Origin of the sequence: Snodgrassella sp. M0351 (assembly GCF_016100575.1) — a bacterium.
Classification (GTDB): domain Bacteria; phylum Pseudomonadota; class Gammaproteobacteria; order Burkholderiales; family Neisseriaceae; genus Snodgrassella; species Snodgrassella alvi.
The window spans coordinates 1,078,445-1,100,786 of sequence record NZ_JACFSG010000001.1; the positions used below are offsets into that span (position 1 = coordinate 1,078,445).

The 22,342-nt window shown below is 39.1% G+C and carries 11 protein-coding genes and 4 tRNA genes; 9 read left to right on the forward strand and 6 right to left on the reverse strand.

Annotated features, from left to right (window positions below):
- Nucleotides 1-405: 405 nt before the first annotated feature.
- Nucleotides 406-2,127 (forward strand): arginine--tRNA ligase, encoded by a 1,722-nt coding sequence (gene argS / locus H3V01_RS04855; protein WP_198186133.1) that lies wholly within the window; start codon nt 406-408, stop codon nt 2,125-2,127.
- A gap of 402 nt (nt 2,128-2,529) precedes the next feature.
- Here the strand turns inward: argS and H3V01_RS04860 are convergent.
- The 4 genes from H3V01_RS04860 to H3V01_RS04875 all read right to left on the reverse strand — a co-directional run bounded on the left by H3V01_RS04860 (nt 2,530) and on the right by H3V01_RS04875 (nt 3,193).
- A tRNA-Leu gene (locus tag H3V01_RS04860) sits at nt 2,530-2,614 on the reverse strand.
- 290 nt (nt 2,615-2,904) lie between these two features.
- Nucleotides 2,905-2,980, reverse strand: a tRNA-Val gene (locus H3V01_RS04865).
- Nucleotides 2,981-3,008: 28 nt separating this feature from the next.
- Nucleotides 3,009-3,085: transfer RNA gene (locus tag H3V01_RS04870), tRNA-Asp, on the reverse strand.
- Between the two features lie 32 nt (nt 3,086-3,117).
- Nucleotides 3,118-3,193 (reverse strand) — tRNA-Val (locus H3V01_RS04875).
- 881 nt (nt 3,194-4,074) lie between these two features.
- Between H3V01_RS04875 and H3V01_RS04880 the strand changes: the two genes are divergently transcribed.
- Complete coding sequence (locus H3V01_RS04880) at nt 4,075-7,434, forward strand: PilC/PilY family type IV pilus protein (RefSeq protein ID WP_198186134.1); 3,360 nt, start codon at nt 4,075-4,077, stop codon at nt 7,432-7,434.
- 393 nt (nt 7,435-7,827) lie between these two features.
- Entirely contained in the window at nt 7,828-11,256 is a 3,429-nt protein-coding gene (locus H3V01_RS04885) for a PilC/PilY family type IV pilus protein (protein ID WP_198186135.1), read from the forward strand.
- 376 nt (nt 11,257-11,632) lie between these two features.
- Here the strand turns inward: H3V01_RS04885 and ribA are convergent, their stop codons facing one another.
- On the reverse strand, nt 11,633-12,256 hold the full coding sequence (gene ribA, locus H3V01_RS04890; protein ID WP_096766269.1) for a GTP cyclohydrolase II: 624 nt from the start codon (nt 12,254-12,256) through the stop codon (nt 11,633-11,635).
- Nucleotides 12,257-12,261: 5 nt separating this feature from the next.
- Complete coding sequence (locus H3V01_RS04895; RefSeq protein ID WP_198186136.1) at nt 12,262-12,966, reverse strand: hypothetical protein; 705 nt, start codon at nt 12,964-12,966, stop codon at nt 12,262-12,264.
- Between the two features lie 307 nt (nt 12,967-13,273).
- Between H3V01_RS04895 and H3V01_RS04900 the strand changes: the two genes are divergently transcribed.
- The 6 genes from H3V01_RS04900 to H3V01_RS04925 all read left to right on the forward strand — a co-directional run bounded on the left by H3V01_RS04900 (nt 13,274) and on the right by H3V01_RS04925 (nt 22,184).
- Nucleotides 13,274-13,456 (forward strand): hypothetical protein, encoded by a 183-nt coding sequence (locus tag H3V01_RS04900; RefSeq protein WP_084563753.1) that lies wholly within the window; start codon nt 13,274-13,276, stop codon nt 13,454-13,456.
- 780 nt (nt 13,457-14,236) lie between these two features.
- Entirely contained in the window at nt 14,237-15,565 is a 1,329-nt protein-coding gene (locus H3V01_RS04905; protein ID WP_198186137.1) for an SLC13 family permease, read from the forward strand.
- A gap of 338 nt (nt 15,566-15,903) precedes the next feature.
- A complete protein-coding gene (locus H3V01_RS04910; RefSeq protein ID WP_198186138.1) occupies nt 15,904-17,217 on the forward strand; it encodes an SLC13 family permease in 1,314 nt (437 codons plus the stop codon).
- Nucleotides 17,218-17,470: 253 nt separating this feature from the next.
- Nucleotides 17,471-18,709 carry a multifunctional CCA addition/repair protein gene (locus H3V01_RS04915; RefSeq protein ID WP_198186139.1) on the forward strand — a complete coding sequence of 413 codons (1,239 nt, stop codon included), beginning with the start codon at nt 17,471-17,473 and terminating at the stop codon, nt 18,707-18,709.
- A gap of 2 nt (nt 18,710-18,711) precedes the next feature.
- The gene (gene glnD / locus H3V01_RS04920; RefSeq protein ID WP_084550226.1) at nt 18,712-21,276 is read left to right on the forward strand and encodes a [protein-PII] uridylyltransferase; all 2,565 of its coding nucleotides are present in this window, start codon (nt 18,712-18,714) and stop codon (nt 21,274-21,276) included.
- 23 nt (nt 21,277-21,299) lie between these two features.
- Entirely contained in the window at nt 21,300-22,184 is an 885-nt protein-coding gene (locus H3V01_RS04925) for an NAD(P)H-hydrate dehydratase (protein WP_198186140.1), read from the forward strand.
- The last annotated feature ends 158 nt before the right edge of the window (nt 22,185-22,342 follow it).

The window sequence follows — 22,342 nt, forward strand, 5'->3', positions numbered from 1 at the left end:
TCGATAATTCAACTATATTTTTTCAACATTATGATTTATTTAATTTTTTAATTTGGAGTTATCGATAATTCAGTTATGTATGAAGAATTCGATAATTCAACTATATTTTTATAATATTATGATTTATTTAATTTTTTAATTTGGAGTTATCGATAATCTAGCTATGTATGAAAAGTTCGATAATTCAACTATATATACTTATATAAATATTTGATTTAATTTATTTATTATAAACAACAATCCTAACCCCTATATAACTATTTTATAACCGCTATAACCACAGAAAATTTTTCTTAACTAATTCAGGCATTATTCCCGTCAAGTCCGTTTATTCATTGTGCTGCGCTAATGCGATTTACGCTTATTTATGCGAAAATTAGCCATTTTCCTATTTATCAGACTAACATGAAATTACATCAACTAGTTGCAGCTGAAGTTGAACAAGCATTTAGCGCAAACGGGCTCACAGACCAGCCAATTATTCTGCAACCAGCCAAAAATCGTGACTTTGGCGATTATCAGATTAACGGCGTCATGGGTGCCGCCAAAAAAACCAGACAAAACCCTCGCGAACTGGCACAAAGAGTTGCCGATGCATTACAGCAGAACCCACTGATTGCCACAGCAGAAGTTGCCGGCCCTGGTTTTATTAACTTAAAACTTCGTCCTGAAAAACTGGCACAATATATTAAGACCTCATTGCAGGATGAGCATCTGGGCATTGCCAGAAACAGCAAACCACAAACAATAGTTATAGATTACTCCTCACCCAATCTGGCTAAAGAAATGCACGTAGGTCATTTACGCTCCAGCATCATAGGAGACAGCCTCAACCGGGTACTTACTTTTCTCGGACATAAAGTTATTGCCCAAAATCATGTAGGTGACTGGGGCACACAATTTGGTATGCTGGTCGCCTACCTGATAGAACAACAGCAAAACGGGCGTGCAGATCTCGAACTGGCGGATTTAGAACAATTCTATCGTAATGCCAAAGTACGCTTTGATGAAGATAAAAACTTTGCCGACACAGCACGTGATTACGTAGTTAAACTTCAAAGCGGAGATGCCAGCGTTCTGGCATTGTGGCAACAGTTTGTACAGACCTCTTTGCAACATGCTCAGGCGGTCTATAAAAAACTTGGCCTAAAACTTTTACCGGCCGATGTAACCGGCGAATCATTTTATAATGATCAGTTACAATCAACTGTAAATGAACTTCTTGCCAAAGGTATTGCCGTTGACAGTGACGGTACTAAAGTTGTTTTTCTGGATGAATTTAAAAATCAGGATAATGAACCGGCAGCATTTATTATTCAGAAAAAAGATGGCGGATTCCTGTATGCCAGTACCGATTTAGCCTGCCTGCGTTACCGGATTAATACCTTGCACGGCAACAGATTGTTATATGTTGTGGATGCACGCCAAAGCCTGCACTTTGATGAATTATTTACAGTTGCCCGTAAAGCCGGATGGCTGCCTGATACCGTGCATGCGGAACATGTACCTTTCGGTACCATGATGGGTAAAGACGGCAAACCGTTTAAAACCCGTAGCGGTGACACTGTAAAATTAATGGATTTACTAAACGAAGCTGTAACACGTGCATCTGCTCTGGTTGCCAGCAAAAATCCTGAACTGAGTACCGATGAAATCGCGCATATAGGTGAAGTCGTAGGCATAGGTGCGGTTAAATATGCAGATTTAAGCAAAAACCGTACCAGTGATTACATATTCGACTGGGACAGCATGCTCTCTTTCGAAGGCAATACTGCTCCTTACTTACAATATGCCTATACCCGCGTACAAAGTGTTTTTCGCAAAGCAGGTACCTGGGATAACAATGCCGCGATTACCCTGAACGAAGCCATGGAACAGCAACTGGCTGTAGAATTACTTAAATTTGAAGATGTTCTGGATAGTGTTGCCAATACCTCTTATCCGCACTATCTCGCCGCTTATCTGTATCAGATTGCCACCCTGTTCAGCCGCTTTTATGAAGCCTGCCCGATACTGAAAGCAGACGAAGCCACTCGCAATAGCCGGTTGCAGCTCACCAGCCTTACCGGCAAAACCTTGCAACAGGGTCTGGCATTATTAGGTATAGATACACTTGAAACCATGTAACTAAAACAAACATATCAGCAAAATAAAAATGCACCATTTAAATTTATATAATGGTGCATTTTTGTTTCAACTGACAAATAAGCTCAAAATCAGTCAGACAATATCTACAATATACTGTTTTTTTTACCTATTGATAAATATTATTTATCCGTAAACCATACCTTACGCATAAACTATATATCTGTATCAATACCTGTCAATAAAAGCTAACAACATATATATAAAATTAATTTAACTACCAATTCTGGCAAATTCGAATATCCTACCAAAGATAATTATACTTAAAATACAAAATTGACAGCAGATAAAACAAATTTCTAAATAGTTTTTAGTTAGTGTTCAGACAGACTGAGTAGAAATAAAAAAAGATATCTTAGCTTATAAGATATCTTTAAAATTCGATGGTGCGGATAAAGAGACTCGAACTCTTACGCCTTTCAGCGCCAGAACCTAAATCTGGTGCGTCTACCAATTTCGCCATATCCGCAATCAATCAGTAAAAGATTGAGCGATGAATTATAGGTTAGTTTGCAAATTGTGCCAAGTGAAATATCTTAAGCATATACAGACAGATGCAAATGAGCTGTGAATGAACATAAATACCGGGAGGTTTCTTAGTGCCCAATATAAAATAATAACAGCCTGAATATTACAAACTGATTATCTGCTATGAATGCCACCAGCACAGATAGTTTGATTGCATATAAAAAACAGCAAACAAATAGCTAACTAACAATCAAGAATTTAATTGAATCAGAAATCAGGAGAAAAAAATATTGGTGGGTGATGACGGAGTCGAACCGCCGACATTCTGCTTGTAAGGCAGACGCTCTACCAACTGAGCTAATCACCCCTAAGAAAGAAAACAGCAAATATGAAATTGGCGCGGCGGACGGGGCTCGAACCCGCGACCCCCGGCGTGACAGGCCGGTACTCTAACCAACTGAGCTACCACCGCGCAAGTTTTATGCAATGCATAAAACAGAAAACTGGTGGGTGATGACGGAGTCGAACCGCCGACATTCTGCTTGTAAGGCAGACGCTCTACCAACTGAGCTAATCACCCTGTGCTGTCGAGGCGCGTATTTAATCACAGAGTAAGAAACACAGCAAGCCCTTTTTATTGCAATGTTGCACATTTTTTTTAGTTTACTGTTTTTTAAATTTAAATTTTAGGGCACTTGAAACTTGTTATTGATTAACCAATAGCATGGGTTAGATGCCCTGTTTGATTCAGATATTCAATATATAAAATTCTGTTCCTTTCCCTATTATCTCTATATTGAAAGTGGAAAACGATATTCTATATACCTGCAAAACAAACCAAGGCATATAGAACTTTTGTTATATCAAACAATACTTTCATATTCACCTAAAATTAAAAAAAATATATAAAACCAAATACAATATTTACAGCAACAAACGCTTATTATCATATTCTAAGCAATAAAATTGCTAAAAATCCATAAAATTAATTTTAAAATAAATTAATAACATTAAAATAATGATTTTAAATATTTATTAAATAGAAATAAAAAAATTATTTATATAAAATTAAATAACAGTTTACAATGATAAAAATAGATAAATAGCAATAATTATAAATTTTACGCTAATTTATTAGCATAAACTAATCAAAGTTAATCAATCTTCTTCTAAAATAAACTATAAATTTTAATTTTTCAGATTCAAACATTAATAGCATAAAATTGCTAAATAAGTTATTTAGCATATTAATGCCATCGGTATTGAATCAGAAGCATGACTGAGAGCTTTCCTGAGTAACTATTACCGGAAAGTTAAATATAACCCTTTATTTGAATCTTTATATTTTCTCTGACAATCAGCTGCACATTCATATTTTATTTTCTGTCTGTCACATAAAAAGCTTAATTGCCTAAGAATTTACTAAAAGTAAGCAACAGATGCTACTGAATAAGGAATTCCATGAAAAAACAAAAAGATAAATTCCAAATTACCGGAGCAAAACACATCACATCCGGTCGAACCTTGTGCTGCACAGTCCTGGGCTTTTTTAATCTTTTTGCTATTCCGTCAGCTTTGGCTGCGGCAAATATCTTTGCTGATATTCCGCTGCATCTGCAAAGTAAATCCATTACTACTTCGTCATATAGCGTTAAACCCAATGTTACCTTTTACATCGATGATTCAGGCAGTATGTCTATGAACATCGTACCGATTACCTATAAATGTCGGGTGAGTAAATGGATTCCCAATCCGGATGGTAAAGGGGGCAAATGGCCACCATTTGGTAGTTATGAATACGGATTTACAAAAAAACCCAAAAATACCTCAGAAGTCAGATATAGCTGTGATACCTACCGGCGTATTGATTCCGTTAAAGAAGTACTGACAGATATCATCAAAAAATATCATGATGATATGTACTTTGCATTTCGCCCGATGTGCGGCACCGGTGACCAGAAAAAATTCAATAAATTTTATGACACTTCTGATCCGGCCAATTATGAAAGCATGCTAAATAACATCAAAAAACTGGAGACACCATGCGACACCCCCACTACACGCCAGTTTCCTGTTATTGCGCGCAATCTGGTAATAAACAAACTGAAATATCGCTGCCAAAAATCTTATATTATTTTGCTAAGTGATGGTGAAGCTGATAATACATATTCTATTTCAGATAAAAATTTCACCAAAAATACAGATTCACGCTACGATAGCTACTTTGATCGGGATTTTGAAACTAATAACGATCGCTTAAATTTTCTTGCCCGCAATCACAATACCAATAAACCGCTGCGTCTGAAATACTATACAGACAGGCTCAATAACTATAACTTTGGCGACTACATCTACACCAGTGATTACTATAGCTCAACCGGTAAATCCATTAATGCCTCACCAGTGCGAAAAAAAACTGATGATGCGGGTCAGCCGTGGAATGAAGTTGATCCAAAAACAAAAAAACGTTTCCGCCAAACTGCACAAACATTCACCATCGGAGTAGGTCTCGGGCAGCGTAATACAAACGAAGCCAAAATCGCCATTCCTTATCTGGAAAATGCCGCAACGCCAAGTGGCGAATACAATGAAACAACCAACCCTGACGGACGTTTCTTTAACGCCAATTCCCGTGATGAAATTATCAGCGCTTTTGAAAAAATATTTAAAACCATCAAAGGAGAAATGACCGCATCAACCATTCAGACTACTACAACAGCTCCGACTGTAGCCATTTCCAATACCAACCTGAGCAATCTGTCGATTACCGCCAAGGTTGAAACCGGCTCATGGAGCAGCAGGATTTGTATTTACGATATCAATACCAAAAATGACAGCAGCTCATGCCCGATGCAGCCTACATACAGCAACCGGCAATTATTGCTTAATGATGGTAAATATACACATCTCTTTAACGAAAGCCTGAACAGCTTTAATAACAGCACATTCAAAATCAGTAACAATAATAAAAATCGTAATGAATGGCACGATGGCTTACTAGCATGGCTAAACCGTTCACTGACTGCGGATACTCAGAAAAAAAATGAATTTGTATTGGATTATCGTACCCGCCGCTCTTTGCCAGACTTCGGGAATACGCGGGATTTAGGAGATATTATAGATAATCCGATTCTTACAGCCGGCAATATAGAAAATAACCGCCAGCGGTATCTGATTACATCAGCTAATGACGGAATGGTCTATGTTTTCCGCTCAAGCAATAATTCCAATTTTCCTTATGATTTAAAATTTAATTACATGCCAATGGGTATTGAAAGGCAGAGTAATGACGGTTCTGATCTGGTTGCTCACTATTACAAGGATTTAACCAGCAAAAAATATGGCGCTAATGATAATTTTCCCCATCGTTTCCTGCTTAACGGAGGCATGGCGGTACAGCAGACCGACGGCAGCAACGGGCGGCCACAGCAGATATTTATGGTTTCTACCCTCGGGCAAGCGGGACGAGGCGCATTTGCCATCAATATCGGCGGATACGATATTATTACCGGCAGGCCATTAGCCGGAGACAACATGCAGTCGTCCCGCTGGTATGAGGATGTTTTCCTGTTCCAGACACCCAGCGGAAAAAACAATCAGTTTGGTTATACTGTCGGTACACCTGCCATTGCAAGAGTGCGGGTCAATTCAAATATTAATGCCTCAGATTCATCTATTACAGACCATATACGTCAAGCTGCATTTATCAGCAATGGCTATAACTACTCCCCGTCCCTGGCTCAGGATATCGCTGCCAAACCCTCACCTGAATCAGCTTTATATATTTACGACATACTAGGAATAGATGTAGGCACTCAGGCCTATATCCATACCGGCAGCAAAAAAGGAGATTTAATTGCCAAACTGGTTGCTCCTAATGGCAGTGGCGGTCTTTCCAGCCCAACAGTGATCGATATAGACGGAGACGGCGTAGCTGATATTGTCTATGCAGGTGATTATCAGGGTAATTTGTACCGGTTTGACTTACGCGCCCCTAATCCGTCAAAGTGGAAAGTGTATAAAATCTTTACTGCTGATGGCCCCATCACTTCAGCACCCGGGGTATTTCTTCTTAAAGCAAAAGGAGCACAGCATACAAATAGCGAAATACCAACAGCAATTGTTACTTTTGGCACAGGCAGCGATATTTATCAGTCAGACCTGACAAATAAAGATCAGCAAAGTGTATATGGCATTTATGACGATCTGAGCCAGCAAGAAGTGCACGAAATCAGCAAAAGCAGTCTGGTAAAACAAGAATTTATCCAAGCCGGCAATTACCGTTTACTGAGTAACTATCCGCTAAACCCGGCAGTTCATCGAGGCTGGTATTTTAATCTCAAAGAAAACACCGGTGAGCGTGTTGTAACCAAACCGATAATTGTTTCTTATGCTGGCGCAGTGCTATCGCGCACTTATAATGTAGAAAAAGAAAATAAACTGCCTGATCCGTGCAAAATTACTTCTGTCGTCCAGCGTAACTCCGTTACCACCGGTAAAATTCAGTTTAATGTAAAAACCGGGGGCGCATTACAAAGCACAGATCCGAATTTTGTCTTTGATGAAGCAGCGCCAGCTGGCAGTAGCGTGAGTACGGAAGGACCTTTTAGTTTTACCGTTTCAGGCAATAATAATATCGATATCGGCGGCTCATATACCCAGAAGCCATTAACTGAAAAATCTCCTCCGGTGGAAAACTGCTCGCGTGCCGCCGTGATAGCAGCGACAACAGACGGGAATAAATTAACTATTAATGTTCCGCGTTGTCCGATCATAATTCACCGGATTTCATGGCGTGAAATAAAAGAAAGTTATCTTTAATCAAACTTATATTAATTACAACTTTTAATTTATTTAGCCGATTAAGCTATATAGTTTAATCGGCATTTTTATAACAAATATACAAAATACCAATAAATTCGGTTCAATCAGAAAACATTCCTTTTATGTAGCCAAATAAAATTAATATTTTTTTTAAAATTTTAATTTTTAGATACATACATAATTATATAAAGTCAATTTAAGAGAAATATTATATATATAAACCACAGATTTAATTACACAATGAAATACATTTCAATTTTATTGACTTATAGATTATTTTTACTTATATTATCAAACAATATAACATTAAAATTCGTATGTTGATTTTAGCGAAATTTAATTTTCGCCTGAATCTATTTAACATCTATTATCAGCTTAGCAAGGTAAAGCATGAATACTGCGATTAAAAATAACAGGAAACCCAGATTTCCTAAAGGTAAAAAAGTTTTAGTTTCAGCTGTTACTGGAGCCTTAGGTATTCTTATGGCACCATATACTTATGCTACAGCAAATTCTTTCGCGGATACACCTTTACGACTTCAGCAAAAATCTATTACTCAGGAAGCTTACAACGTAAAGCCTAATATTGCTTTATTTATTGATGATTCTGGTAGTATGCTGAAAGGATTAGTAAATGATCCAACTAGAAAACCAGCTAGAAAACGCTATTTTTATAAATGTATTCAAGGAACAGCGAGTGATTTATGGGACGGCAGACCTGGCTGGAAATTGAATTTAACTTTCGATCAAAAAGAAGCACTTCTTGCTAAAAACGAAGGATGGAAGTGTAAGAGATACAAAAGAATAGATGCGGCTAAAGAAATTCTCAATACTATAGTTACCGACAATCGGGATAAAATGTATTTCGCATTACGTCCTTTATGCAGCGAAACAAACCAGTGGAATAATAGTTTTCATGATACTTCTAATCCATCTGAATTTAAAACAATGATTGAGAAAATAAATAAGTTAGATGCACCATGCGGTACCCCAACTACTCGACAGTTCCCTGTAGTTGCAAGAAATCTGGTCATGAATCAATTGAAATACCGTTGTCAAAGATCTTATATTATCCTCTTAAGTGATGGTCTGGCTACTGCTGAATATTCAACTTCAGATAAAAACTTCACTAACAAACCAAACAAAGATTTAGATGAATTTTTTGACAAAAATTTCGCTACAAGTGCTGAGAGAGATACTTTTTTTAGAAAAAGAGATGCGCCTCAGATGATAGACAGACTGGGTTTTTATACAGATAAATTAGCAGACCCAAAAGCTCATACAGACACTGGAAAGCCAGATGGAATTCCAGTTGGTTTTGGTCCGTATATATATAGCGAAAATTATTATTCAGGAAGTGGTGGTGCTGTAACGCCGGGGATTTCAAAGTATTTGCGCACAACTGATGATGCAGGCAAACCGTGGAATTCAATAGATAATATTACAAAGAAACCCTTCTATCAAATTGCTGAAACATATACTATCGGATTTGCACTTGCTAACATCGATCCGGATGATAAAATAAAAGATGATGATAGAGATGATCGTGCTTATTTCTATCTCGAAAATGGTGCAACACCAAAAGGACTTCATCCTAAAGGTAATTTCTTTAACGCAAATTCTAGAGATGAAATCATAGCAGCATTTAAAACTATTTTTGACAAAATTAATAAAGAAGTAAAAACTGATGTAATTAATGTAACGACAAATGCTCCAAGTATGGGTATTTCAAGCTCATCAACAAATGATCTGGGCATTACAGCTAAAATTGAAACCGGTAACTGGAGTAGCCAGATTTGCATACATGATTTAACTAATAAAAATTCAAAAGACAAAGGACAAACAGTCGATAAAAATGATTGTAAAGTGCAACCATCTTTTACTAATAGAAAGCTATTAATTAATAATGGCAAGACTACTTATTTATATTCAAATCTGACACCAGATCAAGGCCTGGATAATAACTCATTTGAAATTAGTACGAATGCTGATAAAAATAAAAAAGAATGGCTTGATGGTCTGCTCACTTGGTTGAGCCGTGCCAAAGATGATGACAAAATTAAGCAGGATGGCTTCGTTTTAGGTTATCGTCAGCGACCGGATAATGCCCGTAATATGGGTGATATTATTGATAATACTATTGTAACAGCAGGTGGAATTGAGTTTAATAAACAGAAATATCTCGTCACTTCGGCTAATGATGGAATGGTATATGTTTTCCGTGCAGCAGATAATTCGAATCATCCGTATGATCTTAAATTTAATTATATGCCAATGTCTATTGAACGGGACAGTAGTGATGGAAGTGATATAGTTGGTCACTATTATAAGGATATGCTAGATAATGATTATGGTAAAGATTCTAAACATCCTCACAGATATCTATTAAACGGGGGGATCGTAGTAAGAGAAACCTCCGACAGAGAAGACAAACCAGGCGTAAACCAAATATTTATGGTATCAACAATGGGACAGGCAGGGCGCGGAGCTTTTGCTATTAATATTGGCGGACAGGATATCGTTACTGGTAACAATATTGCTGCAGATAATATTGGCAGTGCTGGTTGGTATAACAATGTATCGCTGTTTCAGACACCAAGCGGTGTAAATAATCAGTTCGGCTATACTATTGGTAAGCCGGCGATTGCGAGAATAAGGGTTAACAGAGATACAAATGCATCAGATACAACAATAACAGACCATCTTCGTCAAACAGCTTTAATCAGTAGTGGTTATAACTCTAAAGATTCTAATGATGAATCCGCATTGTATATCTATGATGCATTAGGTGTTGATGTAGGCGTAGAGAGTTATCAAATAACAGGTGATCCTAAAGGTACACTAATCAGTAAAATGATTGCATCAAAAGATGGTGGCGGATTGTCCAGCCCTACAGCTGTGGACATCAATAGTGACGGGATTACCGACCTTGCATATGCTGGTGATTATAAAGGGAATCTTTATAGATTTGATTTCAGAAATCCGAATCCAAACAAATGGACTGTAAAAAAGATTTTTTCAGCTAATGCACCTATAACGGTTGCTCCGGCTGTCTATCGAGCTGCCGAAAACCTGAAAGATCCCTTAGCAAAAAACAAACTGGTCATTGTATTTGGAACAGGAAGTGATATTTATCAGTCTGATCGTGATAGTTTGCAGCAACAAACCATGTATGGAATTTACGATAATTACAACGAACAAACAAATATGTTAATTAACAAAAGTTCGTTAGTGCAACAGGTTATGACATATAAGGATGATTATAGTTATCTGACCAACAAACCTTTTTCATCAGAAAAAGATAAGGGCTGGTATTTTAACCTGAATAAAGACGGAGAACGCGTAACAGAGTCAGTACAAAAATTAATAACAACAGGTATTGTAATGACAAAATCATACTCCGTTAGCCAAAATGGTAAATTGAATGATCCTTGTGAAGATTCAACAATGGTTGAAAAAACAAATCTTGTTAGTCGTCTTACTCAGTTTAATGCACTTACAGGCGGAGCATTAACCGAAAACGACGCACACATTGTAGTAAACTCAGACTTTTCACTTGCTAACAGTTCTAAAATGGATGAAGCTATTGGAATGATGGTTTCAAATACAAATGATGGATTTGTTGATGCTTTGGATGCCGGAGGTTCAGGTAAAGAGGAAGATCCTAAAAAGCGAAGACAACCAAATAATTGTTTTCGAAAAAAACCTTTTGGGATGAATGATAAAGGTGAAAAATTTGAGATTGAGGGGGTTGTTATGTGCCCTGTCAGCATCAATCGTTTATCATGGAGAGAAATTAAAACTGGTTATTTAAGCTAAGAAGATTCATAAACTTCATCTGAACATAAACATTACACTCATCCCCTGAAATTTTACCTGTATAAAATTTCAGGGGATAATTTATTATTTATGGGTAATGATACTGATGAGTTGATTGTATTTGGTGATATCACCAGATGTGAATCAAAGAGTATTAACAGAATGATATGCTACATTCAAAAATAATTCAGATTGTGATTCACGTAATATTTAAAGCTTTTGAAAACATTCAGTTGCAATTTTTGCCTTTATTTCATTTTCCGCAGACAATTGCAGTTTTCACAGTAACTGTTTTCTAAGATTTTAAATTTAATCCATAATATTTAACTAATTGCAAAAATATTATGGAGAACATCCTCGATGTCATTTAATCAGATTAATCCGCAAAATGTCCGAGTTTTTCCATTTTAGTATGCAGATAATGCCGGTTTTCAGGATTTTGTCCGACATGTAAGGGAACACGATTAGTTACATGAATACCGAGTGCTTTTAGTGTATCGACTTTCTGCGGATTATTGGTCATTAACTGTACAGACTGTATGCCAAGATGATCAAGAATATGTTTGGCCAAAGAAAAATCACGGGCATCGATGGGTAAATTTAAAGCAAGATTTGCTTCTACGGTATCCAGCCCTTCATCCTGAAGTTTGTAAGCCCGGATTTTATTCAGTAAACCTATACCCCGGCCTTCCTGACGTAAATAAATAATTACACCTTTTCCTGCCTCCTGTACTGCTTTCATCGCAGCTTCAAGCTGAGGGCCGCAATCACAGCGTTTGGAAAATAAAGCATCACCGGTAAGACATTCAGAATGAATTCGTCCGAGTATATCTTCTCCTGTAGAAATATCACCTACGGTAAGAGCAATGTGTTCCTGCCTGTTGCGTACATCTTCAAATCCGTGCATGATAAATTCACCCCATTGCGTTGGTAAACGGCAGGAAGCAATAAAGCGTACAGGACTATTATCTTGTATTTGGTTTTGATATATTTTTGACATAATATTTATCCCTTGGTATGTGTTGTGGCAGCATTATGCAAATTATGCATCAGTGGTGTAATTACCATTGCCAGAGCAATCCAGTCGATAAGTTCCGTATCGGTAATGGCATCTTGCTGCTGATGAGCAGCAAACAATACACCCAGTACTTGCCCTTCTTCACCGGTAACAGGAACAGCCAGCTGTGAAGCCCCGCTTTGCTCTCCTGTCAGACTGCTGTCATTAATCCACATTTGTACATTATTTATCTGATTCAGCCAGCCAGTAGAAGCTGTACGTGCAAATAAATACTGATTTACCTGCTGCTGATCGCAGCTTAATACAGCGGGAAAATGATACCCGCGTGCCAGTAGCCGGCATAACTCCCCTGCTTCATTATTTCCTTCATATAAATATAAAGCAAATACATCATTATGATGCCGGCTTGATATTGAATCTAAAGCCAGATATAGCTGGCGCAAGGTATATGCACTGTTCTCATTGGCTGTAAATAAGTCTGCCGGATGAATCTGGTATAGTGAATCTGGACTTAAATTGAATTTACGAGCCAGACTAAATCCGTTTTCTTCATACCATAGCACAGACATATCGATTTCTGCCTGAGCAAGCTCCAGTACAGATTGCGCAACCAGCATTGCCATCCGGACTTCCTGCTCTGGTAATTCCAAGCCTTGCGTTTGCAAGTAATCACGCACCTGAGCGCATGTCATACACTTCCTTACTTTTTTCTTTGCAAACAGGTATTGTAACCGAAAACGATGCAGATACCGGATAGCAAAAGCTCAAGCGTCTTTAAGCAATTTATATTTTTTATTCATTTTATCCGGTATAAGCAGAACCGACATTATTATGGCAGTATTGGCACTAAGTAATTTACTTTTCATTACCAAAATAGAATTTACTGTGTTAATTTAATTCTAACTAATTAAATTATAGTTAAGTACTTGTATTATTTAAAATTTAAAAGAATAATAAAGCTACCGTAGATTCACGGTAATTATTGAAAAGGAGTTGTATATGAGCAATCTTAAACCCGGCGATAACTCCGGAACCAATGGCGGGATTTATCAGGAAGTTGATCAGCATGGTCATGAGCTGGAAAATTTTACCACGATTAAAGACCATGAGAAAGCACCTCCAACCCAGCATCCGGGTAATACCTGGAAATTAAAAAACAGGACTCCAGACGGTAAACATTAAATATTTTCTGTTATTAAGCTGCCTGATTATATGTATGTATTTTTTCGGATAAACTATATTTACAGCCTGTATCAATGTAATCAGGCAGCTTTTTTTTCTTTAATCCTGATCATGTTACTTGATTATAAAAATCAAACTTATATCAGTTGATATTATTTGCCGCTTTTTTTCAGAAAAAAATCTTACAACAGTCCGAATTGATTGAATACTTTGATATTAATCTGTTTATTTCGTTTTATCATAGTTCCGTCTGAATCATCAAATCTTCTTTGAATATCAAGCTATTTTTATTCTCTGATTCAATATTTCCGCTTAAAACGATAAACTAAACTGGTTTTGCTCCGAATCCGGATAAACGTTCTGCATAAATATGCAACACCGAAACTGATGTACTTTATTTTATTTTTATGCTTAGTTTATGTTTTTTATTAATAAATTTTAATATCCGATTTCAAACACTATCTGAATCAAAATTTAATTTTTAAGTTTGTCTGATAAATTACTTTACTTTACGGCTGTACAGATATTTAATACCTATATTAACTATAAGCATCAATATTGTTTTTATCATTATTATTTTGGCTGAATAAAGCTAATTAATTGATAATAATATTTGTTATGGATAATAGTTATAAAGTTAAAGAAAAAATAATATATTGTTCACACACATCGAAGGTATTAATCCATGAAGAAATACAGTACATGATTAATCTGATCCATTAAAACTTAAACATTTTAAATATTTAATTTATTAAATAATTTATAAGTTACGGATTTTTTATGACTTTTCCACAAATACTATCTTTAGTATTGCTGGTACTGATATTGGTATTATCAATCTGGCGGCATGTAAATATTGGCTTACTGGGTTTTTGTGCAGCCGCAGTAATGGTTACAGCAACACAGTTCTATGCGGTAACTGGTTCAGCGACAGCACCAGACTCGACACTCCTACTGACTTCTAAATCAGTATTCGAGCATTTTCCGGGTTCAATTGTTACTTTACTCATTGGTGTATCGCTGCTTTTTGGGCATTTCGAACGCAGCGGAAGTCTGAGCTGGCTAACGGATAAAGTATATAAGGCAATTGGTGAACATACTTTACTGATTCCGTGGGTTGGCTACATGATTGGTTTGTTTATTTCTACAGCCGGCGCTTTTTCTACTGCAACAATTACATTACTGGTACCGGTTATTGCGGCTTTAGGCAGACGTATGCCAAAAACTTTCTTCATCAGTGAAGTCGCTGCAATTGTGGGTGCCAATACTGGTGCTTTATCTCCGATTAATCCGGTAGGTACGGTTATTCGTGACTCTGCAAATCATGCCCAGGTCAATTTTAACGGATGGCTGTTATGGTTACTGGGCACAATAGTTAGTGTCAGTACTGTATTGGTATTGCAAATAATTTTTAGTCCTAGTCGCATGCAGGACAGTACGAATGGAAAAAAACCGGCTCGTGGTCTGGCTTTACTGAAACCAGTTGCTATTGATAATAATGATAAAGGACAACTGAATCCTGCCTATGCAATCTGCTCAACATTATCTGTATTGCTCTTTATCACTCTGGTGGTATTTGCAGGTACTGACGTGGGATTAACAGCAATTTCTCTGGCTGTATTATTGCTGTTACTGTTTCCGGAATATAGTAAAAATTTAGCCAGAAATATCCCCTGGAATGCTGTGGTAGTAATCAGTGGTTTACTGGTGTTTATTGGTACGATGATGTCGGTACATACCATGGATGCATTAGAAAACCGTTTACTCGGTATGACTACCAATCAGATAATTTTATTATTCATTATTACGTATTTAACTACCAGTCTGAGTAATGTTGAATCTTCTACTATTGGTGTGATCAGTCTGATGACACCTATGATTTTTACGATATTCGGCGGTTTAGCGCATATGTCGCTGATTCTGGCTGCCTGTGTAGCACCGGCTTTACTCAGTGTGATTAATCCGATTCATATTGCCGGTACGCTGGTGGTAAGTTATACCGATGAAAAGCAGCAGGATGCAATGTTCAGGCGCCTGCTAACCATTGCTTTTTTCATTGTTCCGATTATTCCGGGATTAACAATGATTTTGCCGGCGGTGATGCTTTAGCTTTAAGTTAAATGCTGCCGTTTGGCTCCTGTTAAGGCCGGTTACAGGATTCTCATGGCAGTACTGTATATAGATATCTGAATTCAGACTAACAGATTTATTCTTCTTGATTTAACATTAAAAAAGATATCCTATACTTTACTTTACATAAAAAGTGATTTTTTATATTATTTTATAAAGAATATATATTTTTTAAATCTAATTATATGACAATTTAATGATATCCGTATATTAGCTGCAGGCTGAAGAGTTCTCTGAATCCGAAATAAATACAAATGTTATTTATTGTGCGATTTTCAGCATATTCATTCTGAAACAATAACCATTCAGGACACTTTATGAACTTACCACAAATTTTATCGCTTATATTACTGGTTGTGATTTTGGTTCTGGCAGTCTGGCGACATGTCAATATTGGTCTTTTAGGTTTTAGTGCTGCGGCGATAATGGTTATGGCGACAACTGTAATTGCTGAGGGTTCTGATACAAATACAGTCTTGAGCAGCAAGGATGTACTCAGCCATTTTCCCGGAGCCATTGTAACGCTGTTAATCGGTGTGTCCTTACTTTTTGCTCATCTGGAAAAAAGCGGTGGCTTAAGCTGGTTTACAGATCAGATTTACGCAAAAATGGGGCATCGCACTAATATTGTTCCTTGGATTGGCTATTTTATCGGATTTGCGATTTCGACAGCCGGTGCCTTTTCTACGGCATCGATAACGTTGCTGGTTCCGGTTATTGCTGCTTTAGGCAGAAAACATCCCAGATTATTTTTCATCTGTGAAATGGCAGCAATTATTGGTGCCAATACCGGTGCACTTTCACCTATTAATCCTACTGGTCAGGTTATTCTGGATGCAGCAAAAAAAGCACATGTTGAGTATAGTCCGTGGCTGGTCTGGTTTCCGGGAATGTTAATCAGTTTTGTGCTGGTTATTGCACTGCAAATTGTATTTCAGGATAAAAGAGTAGTCGAAACAAGTGATTCTAAAGCGCCTGAAAAAGGCTTTGTACTGCTAAAACCAATTAAACAGGAAAATGGTGATAACCATCAGTTACAGCCATTTTATGCAATCTGTTCTACTATTGCGGTATTGATTTTTCTGATATTAGTGATATTTGCTAAAGCCAATGTCGGTCTGACTGCTCTGACGCTGGCAGTAATTATGATGCTGTTTTTTACGCAGCAAAGTAAAGATTTTGTGAAAAAAATCCCATGGAATGCTGTAGTGGTTATTAGTGGTCTGCTGGTTTTCATCGGCACCATGATGCAAGTAGATACAATGAAAGCGGTAGAGCAAGGTCTGCTCAGTATGACCAGCAGTAAAATTGCTTTATTGTTTATGCTCGCTTACCTGACTACGTTCTTGAGTAATGTGGAATCCTCTACTTTGGGTGTTATCAGCCTGATGATTCCGATGGTATTTACGATTTTTGGCGATTCTCCGCAAATCTCTTTGATTCTGACTGCCTGTGCGGCACCAGCTATGCTCAGTGTCGTTAACCCGATTCATATTGCCGGTACTCTGGTGGTAAGTGTAACCGAAGAAAAACAGCAGGAAATGATGTTTAAACGTTTACTGATTATTGCCTTTGCTACAGTACCGTTTTTTCCCGGACTAGCTATGATTGTTCCGGCTCTGATGATGTAATATTAATATTATTTAAAGACGCTCTGCTTTAAAGCAGAGCGTTTTATATTTCCGTACAGCAGATATTTATCTGCCTGTTAAATATTCTTTAAGATGATTTGGATTCAGCCTGCTCTTTTCCAAAGGCTGTTTTGCTTATTAATGCTGGCTGACGGAACTGCCAGCTGCCTATTTGCAAAAAACCAGTTAACAAGCTGATTGGACTGCGGCACAATAATCATCTATTTTCTGTTAATACTTTTTTATATTTTATATGCAAATTTATTTGGTTGGTGGTGCAGTAAGAGATAAGTATCTGCAGCGGCCGGTGGTCGACCGCGACTGGGTAGTGGTTGGCGCAGATGCAAAAAAAATGCTGGAAGCCGGGTATCAGCCTGTAGGCAAGGATTTTCCGGTATTTCTGCATCCGCAAACTCATGAAGAATATGCGCTCGCACGTACCGAACGTAAAGTATCTGCCGGTTACAATGGCTTTACTTTTCATGCAGCGGCAGATGTGACGCTGGAGCAGGATTTACAACGACGCGATTTAACCATTAATGCTATGGCCGAAGATGCATCGGGTAATCTGATTGATCCGTATAACGGGCTGGCTGATTTACGCTGCGGTATATTACGTCATGTCAGCCCTGCTTTTGCAGAAGACCCGGTACGTATCTTGCGCATTGCCCGATTTGCAGCGCGTTATGGATTTAAAGTAGCCGATGAAACTATGGCACTGATGTGTCGGATGGTAAATAATGGTGAGGTAAATGCTCTGGTTGCCGAACGGGTATGGCAGGAACTGGCTAAAGGGCTGATGGAAAAGAATCCGCGGCTGATGATAGACGTTTTACGTGCCTGCGGTGCGCTGAAAGTAATTTTACCAGAGGTTGATGCGTTATTCGGCGTACCGCAACGCGCTGATTTCCACCCTGAAATAGATACCGGTGAGCATACTTTACTGTGTCTGCAATATGCTGCTGAAAATGATTATTCACTGGAAGAACGTTATGCTGCTCTCACTCATGATCTAGGCAAAGCACTGACTCCGGTAGATAAATTACCACGCCACCCCGGACATGATTATGCCGGAATAAAACCCGTAGAAGCGGTAAACCGGCGCTGGCAGGTACCCAAAGCCTGTGCGCAATTGGCATTACTGGTATGTGAATATCATATCAGGTTACATAGTGTCAGCCAGCTTAAACCCAAAACGACACTGGATATTCTAAAAAAAACCGATGCATTGCGCCGTCCAGATCGATTTAGGCAAATTTTGCGTGTATGCCTCGCTGATATACGCGGACGCCTCAGATTTGAACATCAGCCATATCCTCAGCAACAGCACTGGCTAAATTTACAGTCTGCGGCAATGGCAATTGATGCAGCATCAATTGCCCGGACAGTGGCTGAACCGCAGCAGATAGCTCAGGCAATTGATCAGGCAAGGCTGAATCAGATTCGCCCGATACAGAACGTATATCGTCAATCTCAATCACACGGCTATTAATTATGTCATCTTCAGCACTTATTACTCAGTTGTCGGACAAGCTACACAAGCACAAACAACAAGCGGCAGAAATATACCGGCAGCGCAGGCATCCGTTTGTCTATTTTCGCCAGCATACCGGAATAATTGCTGATGTGCTGTCCACACTGTGGCAGGAATTGTTTGCCGGCGAAGAAATGTGTCTGCTGGCAATAGGTGGATTCGGACGCGGCGAAATGTATCCGTATTCGGATATGGATATTGCTATTGTCAGCAGGAATCCGATTGATGACGATATTCAGCAAAAAATTGGTGCTTTTATTCAAATATTATGGGATATCCATTTACAGCCCGCCCCTAAGGTGGGAACAATTAATGAGTTATGTGAAAGTGCCCGGGTTGATTTAACGGGTGATTCAGCCTTACTGGAAAGCCGGTATTTATGCGGCCGGCAGGATCTGGCTGCTGAATTGATTCATCAGCTTGATTTACAGCGGGATGTGGCTGCTTTTATCGAAGGTAAAATACTGGAACAGCGGCAACGATATACCAAAGCGGCCGGTGAAGCCAGTCTGCTGGAAGCCAATGTAAAAACCACTCAGGGTGGTTTACGCGATATTCATACTTTATTGTGGCTGGCAAAAGTTCAGGGATTACCTCCTCAGATTCATCAGCTGATGAAAAATGCTATTCTGAACCGAACTGAAGCCAGGCTGTTACTGAGCTGCCAGAAACAGCTAGCCAGAATCCGTATTGAGCTGCATCTGACTGCCAGACGGGCTGAAGACAGATTGATTTTTGATTTACAAACTCAGGTAGCACAGAATCTTGGCTATCGCGATGATGCAAATTCCCGGGCCAGTGAAAAACTAATGCATGATTTTTATCGTGCACTAAAAGGCGTGAAACAACTCAGTGGTATTCTGGTACCTATGCTGCGCGACCGTGTTTACGCTTCTCTGCCGCGTGTAGTGGTTAATCTGGATCAGCATTATTATCAGGTAGGTAATATGCTGGCAGTGCATAATCTTGAACTTTTCTCGCAACAGCCTGAGCATATATTTACCATTTTACGTGTTGCTCAGGAACACAATGACATAATTGGTCTGGCACCAAAAACCCTGCGTGTATGGTGGGCAGCTGCACACCAGCTAGTGAATGAAGAGTTTTATCAGAATCCAGCAAATCGCGAATGCTTTGCCGGATTCTTCAAACACGGAGAGGGTCTGACTCATTTATTGCGCTTTATTAATCTGTATGGTGTGCTCGGCCGGTATTTGCCGGCATGGGGAAAAATAGTCGGTCTGCTGCAACATGATTTATTTCATATTTATCCGGTAGATGATCATATTTTAATGGTTGTACGCAATATGCGGCGTCTGGCTATGGAACAGCACAGCCATGAACTGCCTTTTGCCGCAACATTAATGCATACTTTTGCACGCAAACATATTTTGTATATGGCTGCACTGTTTCATGATATTGCCAAAGGCCGTGGTGGTGACCATGCACAAAAAGGCGTAGCCGATGCCCGCTCCTTTGCCGAAGATCATTTTCTGGATAGTGAAGAAAGCGATTTACTGGCGTGGCTGGTAGAACAGCATCTGCTAATGTCTATGACAGCGCAGAAAGAAGATATTCAAGACCCTGAAGTGATTACCCGATTCAGCAAACAGGTTAAAACTGTTGAACGGCTCACTGCTTTATATCTGCTGACCGTAGCAGATATCCGGGGCACCAATCCGAAAATCTGGAATTCATGGAAAGCCAGTTTGCTGGAAAATTTATATAAAGCCACGCTGCATCAGCTCAATGGTAAACAAAGCAACCGGCACACGACTATTCTTGACCGCCGGCAACAGGCAATGCATGAGTTAAATCAATATCACATCAGCGAATCACAGCAGCGCCAATTGTGGCATATTCTCGGTCAGGCTTATTTTGCCCGCCATGAGTGGCAGGATATTTTATGGCATTTATCAAAAATTATTAATTATGAACAGCAGGCTCAGGCACACAGCCAGATGCTGCCGGATAATGATACCCTGAAGGTGATGGTTTATATGCCTAACCGCCCGAAACTCTTCACTGAGCTGGCTTCGGTTTTCAGTGAAGCAGGAATGAACATTCTGACTGCCCGTGCCTATATCACCGAACACAACTTTATTCTGGATACTTTTATTCTGCAATTTCCGCCGAATCTCAACCCGAATGATTATCTCACCATACAGAATAAAACCGAGCTGGCGCTTAATCAGTTTGTAAATGGTAAATTGCCGATGTCTGCGAGCAATCCGGCCAGTCTGAGCCGGCGTAGCCGTCATATTCCGATTGCACCGCGAATCAGTATTGATGAAGAAGATAATCCCGGCTGGTACAGCCTGCACATTATTACAGCAAACCGGCGTTTTTTACTTGCCAACATTGCTGCTGTTTTATCCGATTTAAATATCAGTATTCGCTTTGCCAAAATCACTACTCTGGATGAACGGGTAGAAGACAGTTTTCTGGTATATGCGCCTCAACTGGCCGATACTCAACAGCAATTGCAGCTTAAAAATGCTCTGCTGGATCAATTACTGCGCTAAGCAGTGATAACGGGAAACAGATAATGAACAGTTTTCAGATTGATAAAAATATTCTCAGCCAGTGGCAACGGCAGGCAAACAGACAGTATCCTGCATTATGTCAGCAGCGTCCGTCTCAGAGCCATAAGGGTACGTTTGGCACGCTGGGTATTCTGGGTGGTTCAGAAGGCATGGCCGGTTCGATTATTCTGGCCGGAATAGCTGCACTGCATTGTGGCTGCGGTAAAGTATGGCTTGGTTTTCAGCAACCGGCATTACCAATGCCAATACTAAGCCAGCAGCCAGAAATTATGTTAAATACCGCTGAACGGCTTTTACACCGTTCCGATATTACCGCATGGGTGATTGGCTGTGGTCTGAGTACCTCAACTACGGCACTGGCAACACTGACTGAATGTCTGCAACAGAAGCATATGATGGTAGTCGATGCCGATGCACTGAATTTACTTGCTCAGCAGCCTACTTTGCTGACTGGCAGGCATAATAATCAAAATGTTGTTTTAACACCGCATCCGGGAGAAGCAGCACGCTTACTGCAATGCAGTATTAGTGAAATTCAGAGTAACCGTTATCAGGCCGCACGCCAGCTGGCGCAAAAATATTCAGCATGGATAGTTTTAAAAGGTCATCAGAGTCTGATTGTTTCACCTCATGGACAGATACAGCAAAATGAAACCGGCAATCCGGGACTGGCAACAGCAGGTAGCGGTGATGTCTTAGCCGGCATAATCGGCAGTTTGCTGGCTCAGCAAATCCCACCGGAGCAGGCAGTATCAGCCGGAGTATGGTTACATGGTGCTGCGGCAGATATTCTTGCTGCCAATGATACCGGCCCTATAGGTTTATGCGCCGGTGAAATAGCTACGGCTGCACGCTGGCTGCGCAACCGTTTAACTGAATCTGTCTGAAAAACATAATAAAAACCCCCATTTTACGGGGGTTTTAGCTTATTTTCTGTTCCGCAAACATGCTTTTTTACTTGAAAATAAATGCTGAAAAATCAAATACTGTTTTTTTTCTGCGGAATAGAAAAATGCAATTAGCATTCTAAAATTCAACCGTTGTG

Excerpts from the sequence above, each read along its gene's own strand:
- argS (WP_198186133.1), top strand. The coding sequence starts at position 406 with ATGAAATTACATCAACTAGTTGCAGCTGAAGTTGAACAAGCATTTAGC.
- H3V01_RS04880 (WP_198186134.1), top strand. The coding sequence starts at position 4,075 with ATGAAAAAACAAAAAGATAAATTCCAAATTACCGGAGCAAAACACATC.
- H3V01_RS04885 (WP_198186135.1), top strand. The coding sequence starts at position 7,828 with ATGAATACTGCGATTAAAAATAACAGGAAACCCAGATTTCCTAAAGGT.
- ribA (WP_096766269.1), bottom strand. The coding sequence starts at position 12,256 with ATGTCAAAAATATATCAAAACCAAATACAAGATAATAGTCCTGTACGC.
- H3V01_RS04895 (WP_198186136.1), bottom strand. The coding sequence starts at position 12,966 with ATGACATGCGCTCAGGTGCGTGATTACTTGCAAACGCAAGGCTTGGAA.
- H3V01_RS04900 (WP_084563753.1), top strand. The coding sequence starts at position 13,274 with ATGAGCAATCTTAAACCCGGCGATAACTCCGGAACCAATGGCGGGATT.
- H3V01_RS04905 (WP_198186137.1), top strand. The coding sequence starts at position 14,237 with ATGACTTTTCCACAAATACTATCTTTAGTATTGCTGGTACTGATATTG.
- H3V01_RS04910 (WP_198186138.1), top strand. The coding sequence starts at position 15,904 with ATGAACTTACCACAAATTTTATCGCTTATATTACTGGTTGTGATTTTG.
- H3V01_RS04915 (WP_198186139.1), top strand. The coding sequence starts at position 17,471 with ATGCAAATTTATTTGGTTGGTGGTGCAGTAAGAGATAAGTATCTGCAG.
- glnD (WP_084550226.1), top strand. The coding sequence starts at position 18,712 with ATGTCATCTTCAGCACTTATTACTCAGTTGTCGGACAAGCTACACAAG.
- H3V01_RS04925 (WP_198186140.1), top strand. The coding sequence starts at position 21,300 with ATGAACAGTTTTCAGATTGATAAAAATATTCTCAGCCAGTGGCAACGG.